This window comes from Streptomyces sp. NBC_01485, from assembly GCF_036227125.1.
Classification (GTDB): Bacteria; Actinomycetota; Actinomycetes; order Streptomycetales; family Streptomycetaceae; genus Streptomyces.
In genome coordinates this window covers 6,037,653-6,058,433 of record NZ_CP109435.1, presented here as the reverse complement: position 1 = coordinate 6,058,433, position 20,781 = coordinate 6,037,653, and the positions used below count along the sequence as shown (strand labels likewise).

Genomic DNA, 20,781 nt, shown 5'->3' with positions numbered 1-20,781 from the left:
CCGTAGGTACGATGCGGCGTATGACTGCGCCCGTCCCCGACGCGCCCACGGACACACCGGCCGCCGGCCGCGGCCCCGTCGCGCACTCCCTGTCGCAAGAGATCAAGCCCAAGCTCCGCGGCTGGCTGCATCTCGGCATGTTCCCGGCCGTCCTCGTCTCGGGCCTCGTGCTCACCGCCCTCGCCGACTCCACCCGCGGCCGTATCGCCTGCGGCATCTTCGCCCTCACCGCCTGCCTGCTGTTCGGCGTGAGCGCGCTGTACCACCGGGGCGACTGGAGCCCGCGCATGGACGGCATCCTGCGCAGACTCGACCACGCGAACATCTTCCTGATCATCGCGGGCACGTACACGCCCCTGACGATGCTGCTGCTGCCGGGCGCCAAGGGCGAGTGGCTCCTGTGGGGCATCTGGGGCGCGGCGGCGGCCGGGATCCTCTTCCGGGTCTTCTGGGTCGGCGCGCCGCGCTGGCTCTACACCCCCTGCTACATCGCGATGGGCTGGGCGGCCGTCTTCTTCCTGCCGGACTTCATGCGCACGGGCGGCATCGCGGTCCTGGTCCTGGTGATCGTCGGCGGGCTCCTCTACAGCGCGGGCGGCGTGATCTACGGCATCAAGCGGCCCAACCCCTCACCGCGCTGGTTCGGCTTCCACGAGGTCTTCCACTCCTTCACCCTCGCCGCGTTCGTCGTCCACTACGTCGGCATCTCCATGGTGGCGTACCAGCACGGGTGATCCGCTGCAGGTAACCCACTACGGGTGATCCACTACGGACAACCCGCCCCCTCCTTCACCTTCCGGGCCACGGCTTTCGAGCCGTGGCCCTTTTTTCGTTACGGGAGTAGATACCCATTGACAGTCTCTATGTTTTGAGAGCTACTCTCATTTCATGGACACTATCACTCCAGACCCCCGCCGCTGGTGGGCTCTCGGCGCCCTGGTCGCGAGCATGCTCACGATCGGCTTCGACACCACGATCCTCAACGTCGCCCTGCCCACGATGGCGCGCGACCTCGGCGCCGCCACCGGCCAGCAGCAGTGGATGGCGGACGCCTACATCGTCGTCTTCGCGTCGCTCATGCTCCCGGCCGGCCTCCTCGGCGACCGGTTCGGCCGCCGCCGGATGCTGATCACCGGGCTCGGGATCTTCCTCGTCGGCTCGCTGGTCGGCATGCTCGCCGGGGACGTCGACGCGGTGATCGCCGCCCGCGCCGTCATGGGCGTCGGAGCCGCGCTGGTCACGCCGCTCGCACTGTCGGTGCTGCCCTCGCTCTTCGCCCCCGACGAGCGCACCAAGGCCGTCGGCGTCATCTCCTCCGCCTCCGCGCTCGGCCTGCCGCTCGGCCCGATCATCGGCGGCTGGCTGCTCAACCACTTCTGGTGGGGCTCGGTCTTCCTGGTGAACGTCCCGATGGCCGCGCTCGGCATCGCCGCCTGCCTCTTCCTGCTCCCCGAGACCAGCGACCCCACCTCCCCCAAGGTCGACACCGTCTCCACCGCGCTCACCGCGACCGGGCTCGGCGCCCTGATCTACGGGATCATCGAGGCGCCCACGCACGGCTGGGGCGACCCGCTGATCCTCGGCATGCTCGGCGCGGCCGTGGCCCTGATCGCCGCGCTGGTGCTGCGCGAACGGCGGGTCGAGCGCCCCATGCTCGACATGACCCTGCTCGCCCACCGCGGGTTCCTCTTCAACGCGATCGCCGCGACCCTGGTGACGTTCGTCCTGTCCGGCCTGCTCTTCGTGCTGCCGCCGTACCTCCAGGCCGTCCTCGGCCACGACGCCCTCGGCACCGGTGTGCGGCTGCTGCCGATGATGGGCGGCCTGCTGGTCGCCTCGCGGACCGCGGGGCCGGTCGTCGCCCGGTTCGGGGTGCGCGCCTCGGTGAGCGCCGGCCTGGCGGTGCTGGCCCTCGCCGCGTTCCTCGGCAGCCGTACGACCGTCGACTCCGGCTACGGCTTCACCGCGCTGTGGCTGTCCCTCACCGGTCTCGGCTTCGGCTTCTCCATCATCCCGGCCATGAACGGCGCCCTCGGCACCCTGCCCCGCGACCGCGCCGGCAGCGGCTCCGGGCTCCTGATGACGTTGCGCCAGGTCGGCGGCGCGATCGGCGTCGCGCTGCTCGGCAGCCTGCTGTCCGGCGCCTTCCGGGACCGGCTCGACGTCGCCGGTCTGCCCGCCCAGGTCGCCGACACCGCCGGGAACTCGGTGATCGCCGCCCACGTCATCGCCGAGAAGGCGCACCTGACCGGCCTCGCCGGCTCCGCGAACGACGCCTACGTGCACGGCATGGACCTGGTCCTGCTGGTGTGCGGGGTCGCCGCCCTGGTCTCCGCCCTGCTGGCGGCGGCGTTCCTGCCGGGAGCCCGGCCCGTCGAGAACACCGAGGCCGCTGACGCCGGCCCTGATGACGTGGGTCCCGACGTGGTCGCCACCAGGGTCGATGCCTGACAATGAGCCCATGACGGCCGCACGCACCGGCGCTCCCGCCGACCGACCGCAACTCGGTCTCCGGGAGCGCAAGAAGATCAAGACCCGCGAGGCGATCCGCGCCGCGATGTACGCACTGGTCAGGGAGCAGGGGTACGACGCCACGACGATCGACCAGATCGCCGAGAGCGCCGAGGTCTCGCCGTCGACCGTCTTCCGCTACTTCCCGACCAAGGAGGACATCGTCCTCACCGACGAGTGGGACCCGATCCTCGTCGCGGAACTGCGGGCGCGCCCGGCGGACGAGCCGTGGCCTGAGACGGTCCGGTACGTGATGCTGAAGGCCGCCCGCATGGGCATCAAGGACGATCTGGAGGTGGCGCGGCTGCGCACCCACCTGATGGTCCAGGTCCCCGCGGTGCGCTCGCGCATGATGGAGAGCATGTCGGTCACCGGCCGCATGTTCTCCGAGGCGATCGGCGAGCGCACCGGCCTCGACCCCGGCAGCCTGGAGGTCCGCGTCTACACGATGTCCCTCATCGGCGGCCTGATGCAGGCGTCCATGTACTGGGCCGAGAACGGCCACCGTGACGACTTCGAGGCCCTGCTCAACCGCTCTCTGGACGTCCTGGAGCACGGCCTGCCCAGCCGGAAACCCTGAGACGGCTCCCCTCCCCCGTGCCATCCTGACCAGGTGAACGCACCCGAGATCCGCGTCGAAGTCGCCCCCGAGCTGGCCCTCTTCGTCCCCCACGCCCGGCGCGCCGGCCCCACCGCGCTCGCCGTCGACGGCGCCTCCACCCTCGGCCACGTCGTCGAGTCGCTCGGGGTGCCCCTCACGGAGGTCGGCGCCCTGCTCGTCGACGGCCGCGAGGTCCCGGTCGCGCACATCCCGGCCGACGGCGAGTCGGTCACCGTCCGCCCGGTCGCCCGCCCCCAGCAGGTGCCGGGCGCCCCGCTGCGCTTCCTCCTCGACGTCCACCTCGGCACCCTCGCCCGCCGGCTGCGCCTGCTCGGCGTGGACACGGCGTACGAGTCGACCGACATCGGCGACCCGGCGCTCGCCGCCCGCTCGGCGGCGCAGCAGCGCGTCATGCTCAGCCGCGACCGGGGCCTGCTGCGCCGCCGCGAACTGTGGTCGGGCGCCTACGTCTACAGCACCGACCCCGAGCAGCAACTCCGCGACGTCCTCGACCGCTTCGCCCCCGAACTGCTCCCCTGGACACGATGCACCGCCTGCAACGGCCTCCTGCGCCAGGCCACCAAGGACGAGGTCGCCGACCAACTCCGCCAGGGCACAGAGCAGTCGTACGACGTCTTCGCCCAGTGCCGGTCCTGCAAGCGCGCGTACTGGAAGGGCGCGCACCACGAACAACTGGTCGCCATCGTGGAACGCGCACTCGCGGAGTTCGCCAACTAGCGCTGGTTCGTGGAGTTCCAGCCATTCAGCGCGGTGCGCAGCCGTTCCGGATCGGTGGTCGGGGCGTCGCAGGTGAAGTTGCGGCAGACGTACGCGGTCGGCTCGCCGTTGCGCAGCGGGCGGTCGGCGAGCAGGGGGAACTCGCCGCCGCCCGCGGTGCCGAACGCGACGACGGCTCCCGGGGCGGTGCCCAGAAGTGCCGTGCGGTGCAGGGTTTTTGACGTCGGGTCAGCCGGGTCGGTGGCGACAACGGCGATCTCGCGCGGCCCGTCGAGCAGTGCCTCGGCGGCGGCGAGCCCCCAGCCGATGAAGCGGGGCACGCGCGGTCCGAGCGCCTTCACGACCCCCAACGCCCGTTCGGCGGCGGTGCGGTGGGGCTCGGAGCCGGTGTGGGCCGCATAGCTCAGCAGCGCGCCGGCGGCGGCGGTCCAGCCGGAGGGCACGGCGTTGTCGGTCGGATCCTGCGGGCGCCGGATGAGCTGCTCGGCGTCGGCCGCCGTGTCGTACAGCGCACCGGATCCGGGGTCGACGAACCGGACGAGTACGTGGTCGAGCAGGAACCCGGCGAACTCCAGCCAGACGCCCTCCCCGGTGACGGAGCCGAGGGCGAGGAACCCCTCGGCGACGTCGGCGTAGTCCTCCAGGACGCCCGCGTTGGCCCCGGCCTGCCCGTCCTTGCTGGTGCGGGAGAGCCGGGCCTGCTCGTCGAGATGCAGCCGGACGAGGAGATCGGCGGCGCCGACCGCCGCCTCGACCAGATCCGGGCGGTCGAAGTAGGCGCCGGTCTCGGCGAGCGCGGCGACCGCGAGCCCGTTCCAGGCGGCGACGACCTTGTCGTCCCGGCCGGGCGCCGGACGTTCACCGCGCCGGCTCAGCAGCCGCTCCTTGATGCCGGCGATCCTCCCGGCGTCGAAGACCTCGTCCTGCTGCGGGAGTTGGAGGACCGAGGCACCCTCCTCGAAGGTGCCCTCCTCGGTGACGCCGAAGTAGCGGGCGGCGAGCCCGGCGTCGTCGGCGCCCAGTGCCTCCGCGAGCTGCGCGGGCGTCCACACGTAGAAGGCGCCCTCGACGTGCTTCCCGCTCCCGTCATCGCTGTCGGCGTCCAGCGCGGAGGCGAACCCGCCCTCGCTGGTGCGCAGTTCGCGCACCATGAAGTCGGCGGTCTCCAGCGCGACACGACGGGCGAGCTCCGAGCCCGTGGCCCGCCAGAGATGGGCGTACACACGGCAGAGCAGCGCGTTGTCGTACAGCATCTTCTCGAAATGCGGCACGATCCAGTCGCGGTCGACGGAGTACCGGGCGAATCCGCCGCCGAGCTGGTCGTAGATCCCGCCCCGGGCCATCCGCTCACACGTGTCCTGGGCCATCTGCAGCGCGCCCTCGGCCCCCGTCCGCGCGTGATGCCGCAGCAGGAACTCGACGACCATCGACGGCGGGAACTTCGGCGCCCCGCCGAACCCGCCCCGCTGCGCGTCGTACTCCCGGGTCAGCCCGAGCAGCGCCTGCGACAGCTCCTGCTCACCCGGCGCCTGACTGTCGCCGTAGGAGATCTCCCGCCCCGACAGATCCCGGACGATCTTCCCGGCGACCTCGGCCACCTCGTCCCGCCGGTCCGTCCAGGCATGCCGCACCCCCTCCAGCACCTGCCGGAAGGACGGCATGCCGTGCCGGGGCGCGGGCGGGAAGTACGTACCGAAGTAGAAGGGCTCGGCGTCGGGCGTGAGAAACACGGTCATCGGCCACCCGCCCTGCCCGGTGGCCGCCTGCACGGCCTCCATGTAGACGGCGTCGACATCGGGGCGCTCTTCGCGGTCGACCTTGACGCTCACGAAGTGCGCGTTGAGGTCGTCGGCCGTCTCCTGGTCCTCGAAGGACTCGTGCGCCATGACATGGCACCAATGACACGCCGAGTAACCGACGGACAGCAGAATGGGTACATCGCGCCGGCGTGCTTCCTCGAAAGCCTCCGGTCCCCAAGCCCACCAGTCGACGGGATTCTCAGCGTGCTGAAGCAGATAAGGCGAGGTCACACCAGCCAGCCGGTTCATACGACCCAGCCTCTCACAATGCCCAACCCTGCCGGTGAGGCCCGCGCAGGTCCTGCCTCGCTTGGCCGTATTGCCCATATGCGCGCCATCACGTGGTGGACAACAGCCTCACCACTCGGAACAACTCACCGGGGACAAGCACTCAGTTGAGGCGCTTCGCCGAGCGCGGTTCACAGCAGTCCCCACTCATGCCGCTCGGAGAAAAGGGGGAGGTCATCGCGCTCTTCGAATCGGGCGCCACGACATCACAGGACAGTAGGCTGAGCCCGGCAGCGCCGGGACTGCCGAGGCTCCTCGAAGGAGGTACACGATGACCGCCGAGATGGTGGCGCCCGCGTGGATGCATACGCAGATCAGCGCGGAGCAGTACGACTCCTGGTCCGAGGAGCAGTGTGCCGGCATTGAGATCGTGGACGGGATGGTCGTCGTGAGCCCGAGCGCGTCCAAGCGGCACAACCGGCTGGCCCGGATCCTGGCCAATACCCTGGACGCCGCCGCAGGCCAGGACTGGAACGCCGACACAGACTTCGACGTCCGTCTGCAGGACGTTCCGCTCACCAACCGCCGTCCGGACGTCACCGTCTACCGGGCGGAGACCATCGACCTCACACCTACCCGCCCCGAACACGTACTCCTGGTCGTCGAGGTCGTGTCGCCCGGCTCGGAGACCACCGACCGGATCGTGAAGGTGGACCAGTACGCCAAGGCGGGCATCCCCTTCTACTGGCGGATCGAACAGGCCGCCACCGGTGTCCCCATCATCTACACCTACGTTCTCGACCCCGCCACCAGGTGCTACAGGGACGGCGAGATGTTCACCGGCGTGATCAAGGCTGCGGCGCCCTTCCCCGTCACCGTGGACCTGGGAGCCATCTAACTCGTCCAGGAGATCGACGGCGGCAACGACTTCGGCGAGGATCTGTTCGTCATGCTTACTACGCGATCCCTGTTGGCCTGTCGGTACTCGTGGCAGCACCCTATGGCGTCACGCCTGGTCGGCGCTTAGGTCCCTGTGGCGGGTTGCCCGTCGGCCCCCTGTTGTACGCGCTCATGCAAACCGCCGTCGTTCTCTTCGGCTTTCGCGAGCACGATGGCGGCGCGCCCCCCTGCGGCAACGCACCTGCTCCGCAAAGACGATCGGAGACCCTCCGCCCTCTCGCGCCGCAGAGCCGCCCGCCGCACACTTGACCAAGCAAAGCTGCGACCGCCGGAGGGGGACGGAACATGCGGGACGGCCATAGGGCGGAAGCCGAGCGGTTGTTGGCGCGGGCCGTGGAGGAGGAGGTGCGGCGGTCCGGAGGGCGCGCCGACCGGCAGGCGCTGATGACTCGGGCACGCGGCGCGCTGGACGCCATGGCGCAGACGGCCGCGGCCGAGTACGAGGCGTACGCCCGCGCCCTGGACGCGTCGGAGGCCCGGCGGATCAGCTTCGGGCAGCGCTACGCACGCGAGGGCGGGCGAACTCCCTTGCTGGTGGCGGGCGTTGCCGCCGTCACGGCGGTGGTCGCCGACCTCGCGCTGGGCACGGGTCCGGGCACGGCGCTCGGGGCCGGGGTGACCGTCGGGGTCGTCGGCGCGGCGGCGACCGTCGTCAAGGTGGTGGGCTCGCATCTGCCGGCCGCGCATCACCGGGCCGGCGAGGCGGGCCAGCCCGGCGGGGCCGAGCAACTGCGGCTGCAGTGGCTCACCGCGCTGGAGGTACGGGGCATCCGGCCGTTCCTGGACCAGCAGCGGGTGATCAGCGCGACGACCGGGCCGAAGAAGGCGCCGGGGCCGCAGCTCAGGGGCGCGGACAAGAGCGCGGCGGCGCGCGGGCGGACGGTGCTGGAGCAGTCGTTCGCCCAACTCCCGGAGACGGCGGGGCCGTTCGCGGGGCGTCGGGCCGAACTGGCGCAGATCCGGCAGTGGGTGCAGGCGGCGCGGGCCAGTACGCAGACCCGGCCCACCGTGGTGGTGCTGCACGGCGCCCCCGGCAGCGGCCGTACCACGCTCGCGGTGCGGGCCGCGCACGATCTGCGGGACCAGTTCCGCGGCGCCTGCGTGGTGGACCTGCGCGGCGACAGCGCGCGGGAGACGCCGCTGCCCACCCGGGACGCCCTGCTGCACCTGCTGAACCGGCTCGGCGCGCCCCGCGAACAGCTCCTGTTCCGTGAGCGATCCTCGGCGGACCAGCAGGTCAAACGGCTCGGCGAGCTGTACCACCAGCACCTGACCGGCCTGCCGGTCACGGTGATCCTGGACGACGCCTCGGACCCCGCTCAGGTCCGCGCGCTCGTCCCGGAACGCTCCGACAGCCTCGTCCTGGTCACCGCCCGGACCCCGCTGAATCTCCCGCCCGAACTGTCCGCGTGGGTACACGAGTTGGCGGTGCGGCCCCTGGACGCGGCGGGCGCGGAGGAGCTGTTGAGCGCGGCGGCGCAGGACGCCTCGGGTCCCTACGACGCCGAATCCGCCGGTCTGATCACGGAGTTGTGCGGCGGGCTGCCGCTGGCGCTGCGCGTCGTGGGCTCCTCGCTGGGCCCGCGCTCGCCGCGCGCGCTGGCGGCGGACCTGGGGGCGTACGGCCCGGTGGAGCCGGTCGAGCGCGCGCTGTGGCTGCGCTACACCGACCAGCCGGAGGTGACGCGCCGGCTGCTGCGCCGTCTCGCGCTGGCCGGCCGGGCCTCCCTCGGCACGGCCGCGGCCGCCGCGCTGCTGGCCACGGACCGCGCGGAGGCGACCCGTCACCTGACGGCCCTCGCCGGCGCGGGCCTCGTCGACCACGTCCGCGGCGACCGCTACCGTCTGCACGACCTGGTCCGCGCCTTCGCCCAGGCCCGCCTGCTGGACGAGGAGGAGCAGGGCGAGCGCGCGGCGGCCCAGGAACGCCTGATCGTCAGTTACGCCGAACTCGCCGACTCCGTACTGCGGTTGGTCGACGGCAACATGTCCACCCGCTCGGACCGGTTCACCCCGCACGGTTTCACCTCCCTGGACGAGGCGCTGCGCTGGCTGGACGACGAGTCGAGCTTCATCACCGCGACGCTGCGGCACGCGGAGGGCGTGGACCAGAACGCCGTACTGAGCCTCCTGGGCGCGCTGTGCGACTACTGCCTGCTGCGCGGCGACCTCTACCGGCTCGGTGAGATCAGCGAGTTGGCGCAGTCGGTCGGCCAGGACCTGCTGGTGCGGTCCGTGCAGTGGCGTACGGGCATCGCGGCCCGGCAACTGGGCGAGCTCGACAAGGCCCGTACGACGCTCAGTTCGGTCGTCGACCTCTACCTCCAGGCCCATCACGACGCGGGTGCGGCGCGCGCCCTGTGCTCGCTGGGCATCACCCTGCACCACCAGGGCCAGCTCACGGAGGCGGCGGTGAAACTGCGGGAGGCGATGGACCTGCAGGTCGCGCCCGAGCTGGCCACCGACCGCGCCTGGACGATGCACGCGCTGGCGGCGGTGCAGCGGGACCGGGCGCACCTCGCCGAGGCCCTCGACCTGCTCACCCGCTCCCTGGTCCTGCACCGCGAGGGCGGCTCCGTGCACGGTGAGGCGTGGGCCCACTTCCAACTGGGCCAGCTCAACCTGCGCCGGGGCGACGCCACGCAGGCCGAGGCCGACCTGCGCCGGGCCCTCGACCTGTACGGCCGCACGCGTGATGCCCGCGGCGAGGCCTGGGCCCTGACCCAGCTCGCCCGGGCCCGGCTCATCGCCGGCGACCCCGGCCCGGCGGCGGACGACCTGCGCCGGGCGGCGGCCCGGCACCGGGACAACGAGGACGCGCGCGGCGAGGCGTGGACGATCTACTACCTGGGCCTGGCCCTGGAGGAGACGGGCAGCCTGGACCACGCCGTCCGCGAGCTGGAACGCTCCCGCTCCCTGTTCTCCCGCATGCGGGACGTCTACGGCCTGGCCTGCGCCCGCCACCACTCGGCCCGGGTGACCCGTGACCAGCGCGCCGCCCAGACCGGTTCGCTCCGCAACTCCGGCTTCGCCCGCCAGCTCCTGGTCGACGCCCGCGCCGACTTCCAGCGCATCGGCGTCGCCCACGGCGAGGCCTGGACCTGCCTGGAACTCGCGATCGTCGACGCGGGCAACGCCCGTACGCAGGCGGCCCTGGCCCTGTGCGAGGAGGCTACGGCCCTCTTCGCGTCCTACGGCGACCGCCGCGGCGAGGACTGGTCCCGCTTCCTGCGTTGCACGCTCCTGCCGTACGCGTCCCCGGGCGGCGTAGAGGTGGGCACGGCGGTCGCCCAGCAGGACCTGTCCCAACTGGCCCACGCCACCCACCCGTCCCGAGACGGCAAACTGACCGACTGCGCAAAGGCCTACGCGGTCCTGCTGGAACGAGGCGTCAACCTGGAAGCGGGCTGGCAGGCCTGGCGGTTGGGCATGGTCCCGGACCGCCACGCACGGGAGGTGATGGGGGTACCGGTGACGACCGAGTGAGACCAGGGCAACGGTGAGGCCGCCGGGCGAACCCGTCCTACGGCCCGGTGCAGGCGAGCGTGCCAGCGGCCGAGGAGGGGAGGGGGAGGGGGAGGGGGACATGGCGCGCGAAAATGTGACACTCCGAGTGGAGAGTGTCACATTTCCACGGGGAAGCCCCCTGGGTCTCCGCCGTTCGGCACCGCGCCCGCGACGGAGTCGCCGGTCCGGGTACGGGCGCCCGGGGTGCCAATACCGCCGGCCTGCTGCCGGCCGGCCCTGCCCGCCTCGGCCGGAGCCAGACCGGGCTCACGGCCGTCGACAGCAGCAGGGGTCGGCCGTTCAGCCCTTCGCGGGCGAGGCCTTCTCCGAGGTCCCCGAAGTCGCCGAAGTCGCCGGGGTCCCCTTGCCGGAGGCTTCCTCCGTGTTCGTCGGCTCCTTGAAGTCGACCTTGCCCATGTGCTTGCTCATGGACTTCATCAGGCCCCACACCGCCACCGCCATCGCCGCGAAGACGATGAAGCCGAGGACGCCGGGAGTGACCTTGTTCTCGTCGACCTCCTTGGCGAGGGGGACGAGGTGCGTCATTGCCAGACTCACGCTTGCGCTCATGTCAGGCATTGTCGCGGATGCCCGCAAAGAGGTCGTCCTCGGGGAGGGAGATGTCGACGCGGGACTTCGCGAGCTCGTACTCCTCCGTCGGCCAGACCTCCTTCTGGATCTCCATCGGCACCCGGAACCAGCCGCCGTCGGGGTCGATCTGCGTGGCGTGGGCGATCAGCGCCTTGTCGCGGATCTCGTAGAAGTCGGCGCACGGAACATGCGTGGTGAGCGTGCGATCGTGCATGCCGAACTCCTCCCAGCGCTTGAGCCAGTCCCCGTAGGGCGACTCCAGGCCGCGGTCGAGCAGCGCGTGGTGCAGCGCCTCGGTGCGCGGCCGGTTGAAGCCCTGGTTGTAGTACAGCTTCAGCGGCCGGTACACCGGCCCGAACTCGGCCTCGGGGTACTTCTCGGCGTCGTCCGCGCTCTCGAACGCCACCATCGAGATCTTGTACGTCATGATGTGGTCGGGGTGCGGATAACCGCCGTTCTCGTCGTAGGTGGTGATCACCTGGGGACGGAAGGCGCGGATCTGCTTCACCAGCTCGCCGGCCGCCCGGTCGACGTCCTCCAGGGCGAAGCAGCCCTCGGGCAGCGGCGGCAGCGGGTCGCCCTCGGGCAGGCCGGAGTCGACGAAGCCGAGCCACTCCTGCTTGACGCCGAGGATCTCACGGGCCTCGTCCATCTCCTTCTTGCGTACCTCGTGGATGTGCTCCTCGAGGTACTTGTCGCCCTGGAGCTTCGGATTGAGGATGGAGCCGCGCTCCCCACCCGTGCAGGTCACCACCAGCACGTCCACCCCCTCGGACACGTACTTCGCCATGGTGGCCGCGCCCTTGCTCGACTCGTCGTCGGGGTGCGCGTGGACGGCCATCAGTCGCAGCTGGTCAGTCAAGACTCAATCCTCGGTAAGTCGGCGCCCGGTGTGAACCGGCGCGATCGCAGGCTTCTATAGTGACCGAATCGGGGGGCGAATAATTCCGCGCCGGGAGGACGATCATGAGCACGGCGAGCACGCGACTGCCCGAGGGCCGCTACGGCCGTTCCTCGGACGAGCGCGCCGACCACAAGCTCAAGATCGCCGGTGCCGTGCTGGGCGCGCTGCTGCTCGCGCTGATGGGTTACTTCGCCTACCACTACGTCGGCCAGGTCAAGATCAGCGCCGAGGTCATCACCTTCAAGGCCACCTCGGACGAGGCCGTCGAACTCCACCTGGAGGTCCGCAAGGACTCGGGTGCGAGCGGCTACTGCACGGTCCGCTCGCAGGCCGCCGACGGCGCCGAGGTGGGCCGGGCGGACTTCCGCTTCTCCGGTGCGGACACGCGCATCGACAAGGTGGTCACGCTGCGTACGACGGCGAGGGGCACCACGGCGGAGCTGCTCGGCTGTCACGCCGGCTGACGCAATACGTAGACGCTGACCTGCGTTGACGTATTTCTGAGGGCTTATGTCCTCCCCCTTCGGCCACTGAATTGTTAGGCTCGTGGTTTCGCCCATCACCTGAGGAACATGCTTCTGGGTAGGGCGATGCCTTGTATTCCCGGTACCGACGAGGAGCACCTGTGACCCAGACCAGCGAGTCCGTCACCTGGCTGACCCAGGAGGCGTACAACAAGCTCAAGGTCGAGCTTGAGTACCTTACTGGTCCTGCGCGCACGGAGATCGCCGCCAAGATCGCGGCCGCGCGCGAGGAGGGGGACCTGCGCGAGAACGGTGGGTACCACGCGGCCAAGGAGGAGCAGGGCAAGCAGGAGCTCCGTGTGCGCCAGCTGACCCAGCTTCTCGAGAACGCCCAGGTCGGCGAGGCCCCCGTTTCCACGGACGGCGAAGTGGCCCCCGGCATGGTCGTGACGATCGCCTTCGACGGTGACGAGGACGACACCATGACGTTCCTGCTCGCCTCGCGCGAGTACGCGAGCTCCGACGTCGAGACCTACTCGCCGCAGTCCCCCCTGGGCACCGGCGTGATCGGTCACAAGGTGGGTGAGGACGCGGAGTACGAGCTGCCGAACGGCAAGAAGGCCTCCGTACGCATCCTCACGGCCGTGCCCTACAGCGGCTGAGCCCCCTTCCTTCCTGGACGTTCCCTTTCCCGGACTTCATGCTCCCGGACTTCCTGTTCCTGGGCTGCCTGTTCCTGGGACTGCCTGTTCCGGACTTCCGGACGAGCCCCCGGCGCCCCCAGAGCGCCGGGGGTTTCGTCATGCCGTGGCCGAGCGGTACTTGCGGACCGCCAGCGTCCGGAAGATCAGGACGATCAGCACCGAGTAGATCAGCGAGGCCCACACCGGGTGCTGCATGGGCCAGGCGTCGGACGTCGACTGGCCGGGGTTGGCGAAGAGCACCCGGCACGCCTGGACGGTGGCGCTGAACGGGTTCCACTCGGCGATGTGCCGCAGCCAGGGCGTCATGTTGCTGGTGTCGACGAACGCGTTGGATATGAACGTCACCGGGAAGAGCCAGATCAGCCCGCCGGAGGTGGCCGCCTCGGGGGTGCGGACGCTCAGGCCTATCAGGGCGCCGATCCAGGTGAACGCGTACCCGAGCAGGAGCAGCAGGCCGAAGGCGGCCAGGACCCGTCCGGCGTTGGTGTTGCCGTCGGAGCCGACCCGCCAGCCGACCAGGACGGCGACGACCGCCAGCACCAGCAGGGTGAGCGCCGTCTGCACGAGGTCGGCGAGGGTCCGGCCGGTGAGCACCGCGCCGCGCGCCATGGGCAGGGAGCGGAACCGGTCGATGAGGCCCTTGTGCATGTCGTCGGCTATGCCCGCGCCGGCACCGGCGGTGGCGAAGGTGACGGTCTGCGCGAAGATGCCGGCCATCAGGAAGTTCGTGTAGTCGGTGGCGCTCGTGCTGCCGCCGATCTGCATGGAGCCGCCGAACACGTAGGTGAACAGCACCACGAACATGATCGGCTGGATGAGACCGAAAATGACCATTTCCGGGATGCGGGACATACGAATCAAGTTGCGCTTTGCAACGACCAGCGAGTCGCGGACGGACTGGCCGAGTGGGTGGGCGGGCTTGGGCGCCGCGCCGCGTACGGCGTCGGTGATGGCACTCACTTGGCGGTCTTCCTCTCGCTCGGTCCGTTGCGTCGGTCCTTTGCGTTCTCTTCGATCTCTTCGTTCTCGTCGGCCTTCGCCTCGGCCACGTGTCCTGTCAGGGACAGGAAGACGTCGTCGAGGGTCGGGCGGCGCAGGCCTATGTCGTCTATCTCTATGCCGCGGGTGTCGAGCTCGCGGATGACCTCGGCGAGGAGCTTCGCGCCGCCGGAGACGGGCACGGTGAGCTTGCGGGTGTGCTGCTCGACCGTCGTCTCGCCCTTGCCGAAGCCGGTCAGCACCTCCGCGGCGGTGGTGATGTGCTCGCGGTTGTGCACCACGACCTCCACCCGCTCGCCGCCGGTGCGGGCCTTGAGCTGGTCGGAGGTGCCGCGGGCGATGACGCGGCCGTGGTCGACGACCGCTATGTCGTGCGCGAGGTGGTCGGCCTCTTCGAGGTACTGGGTGGTCAGCAGCAGCGTCGTACCGCCGGAGACGAGTCGCTTGATGACCTCCCACAGCAGTTGGCGGTTGCGCGGGTCGAGGCCGGTCGTCGGCTCGTCCATGAACATCACGGGCGGTGAGACGACCAGCGCCGCGGCCAGGTCGAGGCGGCGGCGCATGCCTCCGGAGTACGTCTTGGCGGTGCGGTCGGCGGCGTCCGCGAGGTCGAACTGGTCGAGCAGCTCGCCGGCCCTGGCCTTCGCCGCGCCGGACTTCATCTGGTAGAGCTGGCCGACCATCTGGAGGTTCTCGCGGCCGGTGAGGTATTCGTCGACCGCCGCGAACTGGCCGGACAGGCCGATCGAGCGGCGCACTTCGTTGGGGTGTTTGAGCACGTCGAGGCCGGCGACCACGGCCCGGCCTCGGTCGGGGCGCAGCAGGGTGGTGAGGCAGCGGACCGTGGTGGTCTTACCCGCGCCGTTCGGCCCGAGCAGGCCCAGGACCGTGCCCTGTGGGACGTCGAGGTCGACGCCGTCCAGAGCCTTTACGTCACCGAAGGTCTTCACCAGGCCTTCGGCGTAGATGGCGCCTGGCATATGGGTCTCCACGTCGTTGAGGATTCTTCGGAAAGCCTAGGTTTGCACTTTTCGTTCCGCCCGATGGGGGCGGGAGTGAGCGGCATGAGACTCACCATAACGCGATGTATCGCGACTCACAACGGACTTACTCGAACGAGTGACGAACAGGGCTCTGAGCTGTGCGGCGACCTCAGTCGATGACGATGTAACCGGCGTCGCGCAGGGCTCGGCCGACCTCGGTGCAGTGCACCGGCCCCTTCGTCTCCAGGTGCAGCTCGACCTCCGCCTCGGTCAGTCCGAGCCGGGGATCGGTCCGCACATGACTCACGTCGAGAACGTTGGCGTCGACCACTGACAACACCCCGAGCAGCGTCGCGAGGGCGCCCGGCCGGTCCGTCAGACGCAGACGAACGGCCTGGTAGCGGCCCTGCGCCGCCATGCCGTGCCGCAGCACCCGCTGCATCAGCACCGGATCGACGTTGCCTCCGGACAGCACCGCGACGACCGGGCCCTCGAAGGCGCCGGGGTCGCTCAGCAGCGCGGCCACCGGGCTCGCCCCGGCCGGTTCGACGACCAGCTTGGCCCGCTCCAGGCACAGCAGCAGCGCGGTGGACAACTCGTCCTCCGTCACCGTGCGCACCTCGTCGACCAGCTCGCCGATGAGGGCGAACGGCACGTCACCGGGCCGGCCGACCTTGATGCCGTCGGCCATCGTCGCCGGGGTCTTGATCGACACCGGCCGCCCTGCCGCCAGCGAGGGCGGGTACGCCGCGGCCCCCGCCGCCTGCACGCCGACGATCCGCACGTCCGGCCGCAGCGCCTTCACCGCGACCGCGATGCCCGCGGCCAGACCGCCGCCGCCGATCCCGACGACGATCGTGCGCACCTCCGGGCACTGCTCCAGGATCTCCAGGCCGACCGTGCCCTGCCCGGCGATGACGTCGGGGTGGTCGAAGGGGTGGATGAACACCGCGCCCGTCCCGGCCGCGTACTCCTGCGCCGCGACCAGCGTCTCGTCGACCACCTGGCCGTGCAGACGCACCTCCGCGCCGTACTCGCGGGTGGCGCTGATCTTCGGCAGCGGGGCGCCCTTGGGCATGAACACCGTGGACCGCACGCCCAGCACCCTCGACGCCAGCGCCACGCCCTGCGCGTGGTTGCCCGCGCTCGCCGCGACGACCCCGGCGGCCCGCTCCTCCGCCAGCAGCCCGGCGATCCGGACGTACGCGCCGCGCAGCTTGAACGATCCCGTCCGCTGGAGGTTCTCGCACTTGAAGTGGACCGGCGCGCCGACCAACTGGGACAGGTGCCTGCTGCCCTCCATCGCGGTCACCCGCGCCACACCCGACAGCATCTTCTGGGCGCCGCGCACATCGTCGAGGGTGACGCGGCGCAAGGAGTCGGCCGTGCTGTAGCTCATGACTCCAGCATCGCAGTTCACAGGCGGGAACGGCCGCTGTGACCAACCTCCGGGACCGGTTTCCGCAGCGCCGGTACGACCCGCCTTCCGGCCGCGTACTCTGTCCCCCATTCCAGCAGCCCCTTCATGAAGTGAGCCCCCGGCCATGCCCACAACACCTGAAATGTCGATGGACATGACGACCGTCGGTGACACCGGTCTCCTCGACACGCTGCAGCACGAGGTCGCGGTGTTCGCACGCCGTGCCGAACAGACCCGGCTCGGCGGTGTCGGGCAGGTCCGCAACTCCATGGACCGCGCCGCGTACCTGCTGCTCAACCGCCTCGACAAGGAAGGCCCGATGGGCGTCAAGGCGCTCGCCGCGAGCATGGGCATCGACTCGTCGACGGTCACCCGGCAGGTGGCTCCGCTCGTCGACACCGGCCTGGTCAAGCGGACCTCGCACCCCGAGGACGGGCGGGCCGTGGTGCTCCAGCTGTCCCCGCGCGGGCAGTCGCGTCTCGAGGAGGTCCGCTCCTCCCGGCGGCAGTTGATGGCCGAGCTGACGGACGAGTGGGCACCGGACGAGCGCGAGACGTTCTGTGATCTCCTCACCCGCTTCAACACCGCGCTGTCCTCCCGGATGGCGACGCACGGCGTAGCGGGCACGGAGCCGTCACCGACCACGTCCTGAGCGTCGAAGCCCCCACGCGCGCGTGGCGCGGCCGACGGTTTCCCTGCGGCCTTACGACGACTTTCCGGCGGGCGTGCGCGGCTCTTGACCGAAAGCCCACCCCTGGCCTCATATGAGACCGGGACAGATGGCCGTCCCATGGCTCCCCCATGGCGACCCATGGCCGTCCAGGGGCCAGGGGGACGCCGTCAGGCGGGAGGCTCGGTGTGCGAGACAGGCGTGCGGCCCAGGAAGCCCGCCGGGCCCGGGAGTTCGAGGCGTTCGTCGCGGGCGCGGGCGGCCGGCTGCTGCACGCTGCCACCCTGCTCACGGCGGAGGTGCCCGGCGACAACCCGCGCGCGTGCCGGCTGCTGACGCTCGCCCTCGCGCGCACGTACGCGTGCTGGGACCGGCTGCGCGGCGAGGACCCCTACAACCGTGCCCGCGAGTATCTGGCCACCCGCTTCGCGCACGAGGCGTGGCACCAGTACGCGTGGCAGTGGTACGACGCGCTGCCCCTGGCCCGCGCGCGCCCGCACTCCGCCCCCGGCGCACCCCTGGCGCGGCTCACTCCCCAGGAGCGTCTGATCGTGGTCCTGAGGCTGTACGAGGGCGTCGCCGACGAGCAGGTGGCGGCCCTGCTCGGGCTGCCGACGGAACGTGTCCACGCGGTCTGCGACCGGGCGACGGCGACGCTGCTGCATCCGCCGCGCGGACCGGCGCCCGCGGTACGCCGGGCGAAGGCGGCGGCCTCGTGAACCGGCCCGAGCGGGAGGCCGCCGTCCGACAGATCATGGAGCGGACGCCGCCGCGCGTGCCGGCGGAGCTCCACGCGGACGTCGTACGCCGCGGCAGTCGCATGCTGCGCCGCCGCACGATCGCCCGGCGGCTGCTGTGGGTGCTGCTGTGCGCGGCGACCGTGGCGTTCGTGGTCTGGGCGGTGGTGGCCCAGCCCTGGGTGGAGCCGCCGTCGCAGACGACTCCACCGCTCACCGACTGGTAGGCACCGGCGGCCGTCAGGCCAGGGCCTGTTGGGGCCTGTTGCCTGACCGAGGGCCTGCCTGTGTCTAACCGAGGGCCTGCTGGAGGTCCTCGAGGAGATCGTCGACGTTCTCGATGCCCACGGACAGCCGCACGAGGTCGCCGGGCACCTCCAGCGCCGAACCGGCCACGGACGCGTGCGTCATGCGCCCCGGGTGCTCGATGAGGGACTCGACGCCGCCCAGCGACTCGCCGAGGGTGAACACCTTGGCGCGGTTGCAGACCTCGACGGCCGCCTCCTCGCCCCCGGTGACCTGGAAGGAGATCATGCCGCCGAAGGCCCGCATCTGCTTGGCGGCGACCTCGTGACCGGGGTGCTCCGGCAGGCCCGGGTAGAGCACGTTCGTCACGCGCGCGTGCCGGGTCAGCATGTCGGCGACCTTGGTGGCGTTCGCGCTGTGCCGGTCCATGCGCACCGGCAGCGTCTTGGCGCCGCGCAGCACCAGCCAGGAGTCGAAGGGCCCGGCGACCGCGCCCATCGCGTTCTGGTGGTACGCCAGTTCCTCGCCGAGTTCCGCGTCGGCGGTGACCAGCGCGCCGCCGACGACGTCGGAGTGGCCGCCCATGTACTTGGTCAGGGAGTGCACGACGACGTCCGCGCCGAGCGCCAGCGGCTGCTGCAGGTACGGCGTGGCGAAGGTGTTGTCGACGACGAGGCGGGCGCCGGCGTCCCGGGCGACCTGGGCGACGGCGGCGATGTCGGTGATGCCGAGGAGCGGGTTGGAGGGGGTCTCCACCCACACGACCTTGGTCTTCGGGGTGATCGCGGCCCGTACGGCGGCGAGGTCGCTGGTGTCGGCGACCGACCACTCGACGCCCCAGCGGGCGACGACCTTCGCGAAGAGGCGGAACGTGCCGCCGTAGGCGTCGTTCGGGATGACCACGTGGTCGCCGGGGCTGAGCAGCGTACGCAACAGGCAGTCCTCGGCCGCCAGTCCGGAAGCGAACGCGAGGCCTCGGCGGCCGCCCTCGAGGGCCGCGAGGTTCTCCTCCAGGGCGGTCCTGGTCGGGTTGGCGCTGCGGCTGTACTCGTAGCCGCCGCGCAGGCCGCCGACGCCGTCCTGCTTGTAGGTCGAGACCTGGTAGATCGGCGGGACGACCGCGCCGGTCAGGGGATCGGCGGTGTTGCCCGCGTGGATCGCGAGGGTCTCGAAATGCTGACTGATGTGCCTGTCGCTCATGGGCACCGAGCGTAGTCCGCTCACGGACCCGGTGCGGTCCGGGTGTCTGACAGGCCGCCTGCCGGGCCACGAGACCGACCGCGGGAACGACCACGAGACCGACCGCCGGACCCGACCACGAGACCGACCGCCGGACCCGACTGCGGGACCGACTGCGGAGCCGGTCGCGGGATGGCCGCAGGGATGCCGCGGGGCCGGCCGTGCGGCCATCGGCCCGGACGGAGAGTTATCCACAGGTTCGGGGGCGGGTTGGCCAATTGTCGGCGCGGTCTGGTTCGCTTGTGGCATGGAGATTCTCTGGGTCCTGATGGCGCTGATCATGATCGGCTTCGTGGTGCTGTCGTTGGTGCGGCGCAGGCGTGGGCTGGTCGGGCTGGTTCCGGCGGACCACCCGGACGCCGCGGACCCGGCGACGTACGGCTTCGCGCGCACGGAGGAGCTGGACATCCGGATGCCCGGCGCCGACCACGACCTGCTGGACGTCCTGGACGTGGTGCAGCACACGCAGGACTACCGGGCGGCGCAGCAGTTGCTGGCCGGCACGGAGACCGGGGGCGAGCTGCGCTGGCAGCGCGTGCAGGCCTTCGCGGGCGCGGCGGCGCTGGAGTTGCAGCAACGGCCGGGCGGTGTCAGCGAGACGCCGGGCGGGCAGTGGCTGCGGGTGTGGCGGACGGAGGCGCCGAAGGATGCGGGCGGTGCGGCGGTGCACGCCGAGTTCCTGGTGCAGCAGGCGTGGCGGACGTCGACGCGGGGCACGGACGACTTCCGGATCATCATGGAGGAGGCGAAGGACGCCTGCGACCAGGCGGCGCTGCTGTCCCCCGGCGACCCGGTCCCGTACGTCGTCGAGCTGTCGGTGGCGCGTGGTCTGGAGTACTCGCAGACCGAGTTCGAGCAGCTCTGGCTGAAGATCCTGGACCGCGCCCCGGCGCACATGGGGGCGCATCTGGCGGCGCTGCACTACTGGTGCGAGAAGTGGCACGGGTCGCGGGAGCTGGCGTACTCGTTCGCGGAGGCGGCGGCGGCGCGAGCCCCCAAGGGTTCTCTCCTCGCGGCCATGCCTCTGTTCGCGGTCTTCGAGCACCTTCCCGAGGTGAACCTGGTCAGGGGCTTCTACCAGAGCGAGGTCGTGGCGAAGGCGATGCACGGCGCCCTGTTCGCGGTGCACGCGGCCCGGCCCGACGACCCGATGCTGGCGCACGTCCGTCACCTGCTGGTCTTCTTCCTGGTGCGCGCCGAGCGCTGGTCGGAGGCGATGAGCCAGCTCATACACGTGGACGGCCACGTCGGCGCCCTCCCGTGGACCCTCTCCGCGGACCCGGCCGGTGAGTTCGCGGTCTTCCGCGCCATGGCGGTCGCGGGCTACGAGGCCAACGGCGGCAGCCCGGCGACGCTGCCGCACTGAGGCGGGGCGTTCCGGGGGGCGAGCGGGGGCCTGGGTCTCCTCGGCGCGGGGGCCTTCGGGGGGCCGGGGAAACGGAGCGGGCCAACGCGGACCGGGCTGCCGCCGACCGGGCTG

Annotated in this window: 19 protein-coding genes; 12 read left to right on the top strand and 7 right to left on the bottom strand. The window is 71.2% G+C overall.

All coding sequences use genetic code 11. The features are described from left to right. Positions 1-20 precede the first annotated feature (20 nt). The 4 genes from trhA (at position 21) to OG352_RS27530 (ending at position 3,850) form a co-directional block, all read left to right on the top strand. Positions 21-734 (top strand): PAQR family membrane homeostasis protein TrhA, encoded by a 714-nt coding sequence (trhA, locus tag OG352_RS27545; protein ID WP_329220559.1) that lies wholly within the window; start codon positions 21-23, stop codon positions 732-734. Positions 735-888: 154 nt separating this feature from the next. Continuing rightward, positions 889-2,451 carry an MFS transporter gene (locus tag OG352_RS27540; protein WP_329220557.1) on the top strand — a complete coding sequence of 521 codons (1,563 nt, stop codon included), beginning with the start codon at positions 889-891 and terminating at the stop codon, positions 2,449-2,451. Between the two features lie 10 nt (positions 2,452-2,461). After that, a complete protein-coding gene (locus tag OG352_RS27535; protein ID WP_329220555.1) occupies positions 2,462-3,091 on the top strand; it encodes a TetR/AcrR family transcriptional regulator in 630 nt (209 codons plus the stop codon). Positions 3,092-3,124: 33 nt separating this feature from the next. Beyond that, positions 3,125-3,850, top strand: a complete 726-nt coding sequence (locus tag OG352_RS27530) for a Mut7-C RNAse domain-containing protein (RefSeq protein WP_329220553.1) — start codon at positions 3,125-3,127, stop codon at positions 3,848-3,850. Here OG352_RS27530 and OG352_RS27525 read toward each other — a convergent pair. Then, positions 3,847-5,898, bottom strand: coding sequence for a thioredoxin domain-containing protein (locus tag OG352_RS27525; RefSeq protein WP_329220551.1), 2,052 nt, complete (start codon positions 5,896-5,898; stop codon positions 3,847-3,849). The genes OG352_RS27530 and OG352_RS27525 overlap by 4 nt on opposite strands. 310 nt (positions 5,899-6,208) lie before the next feature. Between OG352_RS27525 and OG352_RS27520 the strand changes: the two genes are divergently transcribed. Together OG352_RS27520 and OG352_RS27515 are read left to right on the top strand one after the other, a co-directional pair. Further along, positions 6,209-6,775, top strand: coding sequence for a Uma2 family endonuclease (locus OG352_RS27520; protein ID WP_329220550.1), 567 nt, complete (start codon positions 6,209-6,211; stop codon positions 6,773-6,775). A gap of 347 nt (positions 6,776-7,122) precedes the next feature. Further along, the gene (locus tag OG352_RS27515) at positions 7,123-10,323 is read left to right on the top strand and encodes a tetratricopeptide repeat protein (RefSeq protein ID WP_329220548.1); all 3,201 of its coding nucleotides are present in this window, start codon (positions 7,123-7,125) and stop codon (positions 10,321-10,323) included. Between the two features lie 321 nt (positions 10,324-10,644). Here OG352_RS27515 and OG352_RS27510 read toward each other — a convergent pair whose 3' ends face one another. Next, positions 10,645-10,923, bottom strand: coding sequence for a hypothetical protein (locus tag OG352_RS27510; RefSeq protein ID WP_329220546.1), 279 nt, complete (start codon positions 10,921-10,923; stop codon positions 10,645-10,647). Next, positions 10,916-11,776 carry a mycothiol conjugate amidase Mca gene (gene mca / locus OG352_RS27505; protein ID WP_329223989.1) on the bottom strand — a complete coding sequence of 287 codons (861 nt, stop codon included), beginning with the start codon at positions 11,774-11,776 and terminating at the stop codon, positions 10,916-10,918. The genes OG352_RS27510 and mca overlap by 8 nt, the downstream gene beginning before the upstream one ends. Before the next feature lie 125 nt (positions 11,777-11,901). Between mca and OG352_RS27500 the strand changes: the two genes are divergently transcribed. Next, positions 11,902-12,303 carry a DUF4307 domain-containing protein gene (locus tag OG352_RS27500; protein WP_329220545.1) on the top strand — a complete coding sequence of 134 codons (402 nt, stop codon included), beginning with the start codon at positions 11,902-11,904 and terminating at the stop codon, positions 12,301-12,303. A 161-nt stretch (positions 12,304-12,464) separates the two neighbouring features. Next, on the top strand, positions 12,465-12,965 hold the full coding sequence (gene greA, locus OG352_RS27495) for a transcription elongation factor GreA (RefSeq protein ID WP_329220543.1): 501 nt from the start codon (positions 12,465-12,467) through the stop codon (positions 12,963-12,965). 138 nt (positions 12,966-13,103) lie between these two features. Here the strand turns inward: greA and OG352_RS27490 are convergent, their stop codons facing one another. The 3 genes from OG352_RS27490 to ilvA form a co-directional block, all read right to left on the bottom strand. Then, positions 13,104-13,967, bottom strand: a complete 864-nt coding sequence (locus tag OG352_RS27490) for an ABC transporter permease (RefSeq protein ID WP_329220541.1) — start codon at positions 13,965-13,967, stop codon at positions 13,104-13,106. After that, entirely contained in the window at positions 13,964-14,986 is a 1,023-nt protein-coding gene (locus OG352_RS27485; RefSeq protein ID WP_329220539.1) for an ATP-binding cassette domain-containing protein, read from the bottom strand. The genes OG352_RS27490 and OG352_RS27485 overlap by 4 nt, the downstream gene beginning before the upstream one ends. A gap of 172 nt (positions 14,987-15,158) precedes the next feature. Beyond that, complete coding sequence (gene ilvA / locus OG352_RS27480) at positions 15,159-16,388, bottom strand: threonine ammonia-lyase (RefSeq protein WP_329220538.1); 1,230 nt, start codon at positions 16,386-16,388, stop codon at positions 15,159-15,161. Between the two features lie 163 nt (positions 16,389-16,551). On the opposite strand from ilvA, the gene OG352_RS27475 reads away from it, so the two are divergent. The 3 genes from OG352_RS27475 (at position 16,552) to OG352_RS27465 (ending at position 18,043) form a co-directional block, all read left to right on the top strand. Next, positions 16,552-17,061 carry a MarR family winged helix-turn-helix transcriptional regulator gene (locus tag OG352_RS27475; protein WP_329220536.1) on the top strand — a complete coding sequence of 170 codons (510 nt, stop codon included), beginning with the start codon at positions 16,552-16,554 and terminating at the stop codon, positions 17,059-17,061. Positions 17,062-17,267: 206 nt separating this feature from the next. Then, positions 17,268-17,798, top strand: coding sequence for a sigma factor-like helix-turn-helix DNA-binding protein (locus OG352_RS27470; protein ID WP_329220533.1), 531 nt, complete (start codon positions 17,268-17,270; stop codon positions 17,796-17,798). Beyond that, positions 17,795-18,043, top strand: coding sequence for a hypothetical protein (locus OG352_RS27465; protein WP_329220531.1), 249 nt, complete (start codon positions 17,795-17,797; stop codon positions 18,041-18,043). The genes OG352_RS27470 and OG352_RS27465 overlap by 4 nt, the downstream gene beginning before the upstream one ends. Before the next feature lie 64 nt (positions 18,044-18,107). Here the strand turns inward: OG352_RS27465 and OG352_RS27460 are convergent, their stop codons facing one another. Continuing rightward, the gene (locus OG352_RS27460) at positions 18,108-19,262 is read right to left on the bottom strand and encodes a cystathionine gamma-synthase (protein ID WP_329220530.1); all 1,155 of its coding nucleotides are present in this window, start codon (positions 19,260-19,262) and stop codon (positions 18,108-18,110) included. A gap of 286 nt (positions 19,263-19,548) precedes the next feature. On the opposite strand from OG352_RS27460, the gene OG352_RS27455 reads away from it, so the two are divergent. Next, on the top strand, positions 19,549-20,667 hold the full coding sequence (locus OG352_RS27455; RefSeq protein WP_329220528.1) for a hypothetical protein: 1,119 nt from the start codon (positions 19,549-19,551) through the stop codon (positions 20,665-20,667). Positions 20,668-20,781: the final 114 nt, after the last annotated feature.

Excerpts from the sequence above, each read along its gene's own strand:
- trhA (WP_329220559.1), top strand. The coding sequence starts at position 21 with ATGACTGCGCCCGTCCCCGACGCGCCCACGGACACACCGGCCGCCGGC.
- OG352_RS27540 (WP_329220557.1), top strand. The coding sequence starts at position 889 with ATGGACACTATCACTCCAGACCCCCGCCGCTGGTGGGCTCTCGGCGCC.
- OG352_RS27535 (WP_329220555.1), top strand. The coding sequence starts at position 2,462 with ATGACGGCCGCACGCACCGGCGCTCCCGCCGACCGACCGCAACTCGGT.
- OG352_RS27525 (WP_329220551.1), bottom strand. The coding sequence starts at position 5,898 with ATGAACCGGCTGGCTGGTGTGACCTCGCCTTATCTGCTTCAGCACGCT.
- OG352_RS27520 (WP_329220550.1), top strand. The coding sequence starts at position 6,209 with ATGACCGCCGAGATGGTGGCGCCCGCGTGGATGCATACGCAGATCAGC.
- OG352_RS27515 (WP_329220548.1), top strand. The coding sequence starts at position 7,123 with ATGCGGGACGGCCATAGGGCGGAAGCCGAGCGGTTGTTGGCGCGGGCC.
- OG352_RS27510 (WP_329220546.1), bottom strand. The coding sequence starts at position 10,923 with ATGCCTGACATGAGCGCAAGCGTGAGTCTGGCAATGACGCACCTCGTC.
- mca (WP_329223989.1), bottom strand. The coding sequence starts at position 11,776 with ATGGCCGTCCACGCGCACCCCGACGACGAGTCGAGCAAGGGCGCGGCC.
- OG352_RS27500 (WP_329220545.1), top strand. The coding sequence starts at position 11,902 with ATGAGCACGGCGAGCACGCGACTGCCCGAGGGCCGCTACGGCCGTTCC.
- OG352_RS27485 (WP_329220539.1), bottom strand. The coding sequence starts at position 14,986 with ATGCCAGGCGCCATCTACGCCGAAGGCCTGGTGAAGACCTTCGGTGAC.
- ilvA (WP_329220538.1), bottom strand. The coding sequence starts at position 16,388 with ATGAGCTACAGCACGGCCGACTCCTTGCGCCGCGTCACCCTCGACGAT.
- OG352_RS27475 (WP_329220536.1), top strand. The coding sequence starts at position 16,552 with ATGTCGATGGACATGACGACCGTCGGTGACACCGGTCTCCTCGACACG.
- OG352_RS27460 (WP_329220530.1), bottom strand. The coding sequence starts at position 19,262 with ATGAGCGACAGGCACATCAGTCAGCATTTCGAGACCCTCGCGATCCAC.
- OG352_RS27455 (WP_329220528.1), top strand. The coding sequence starts at position 19,549 with ATGGAGATTCTCTGGGTCCTGATGGCGCTGATCATGATCGGCTTCGTG.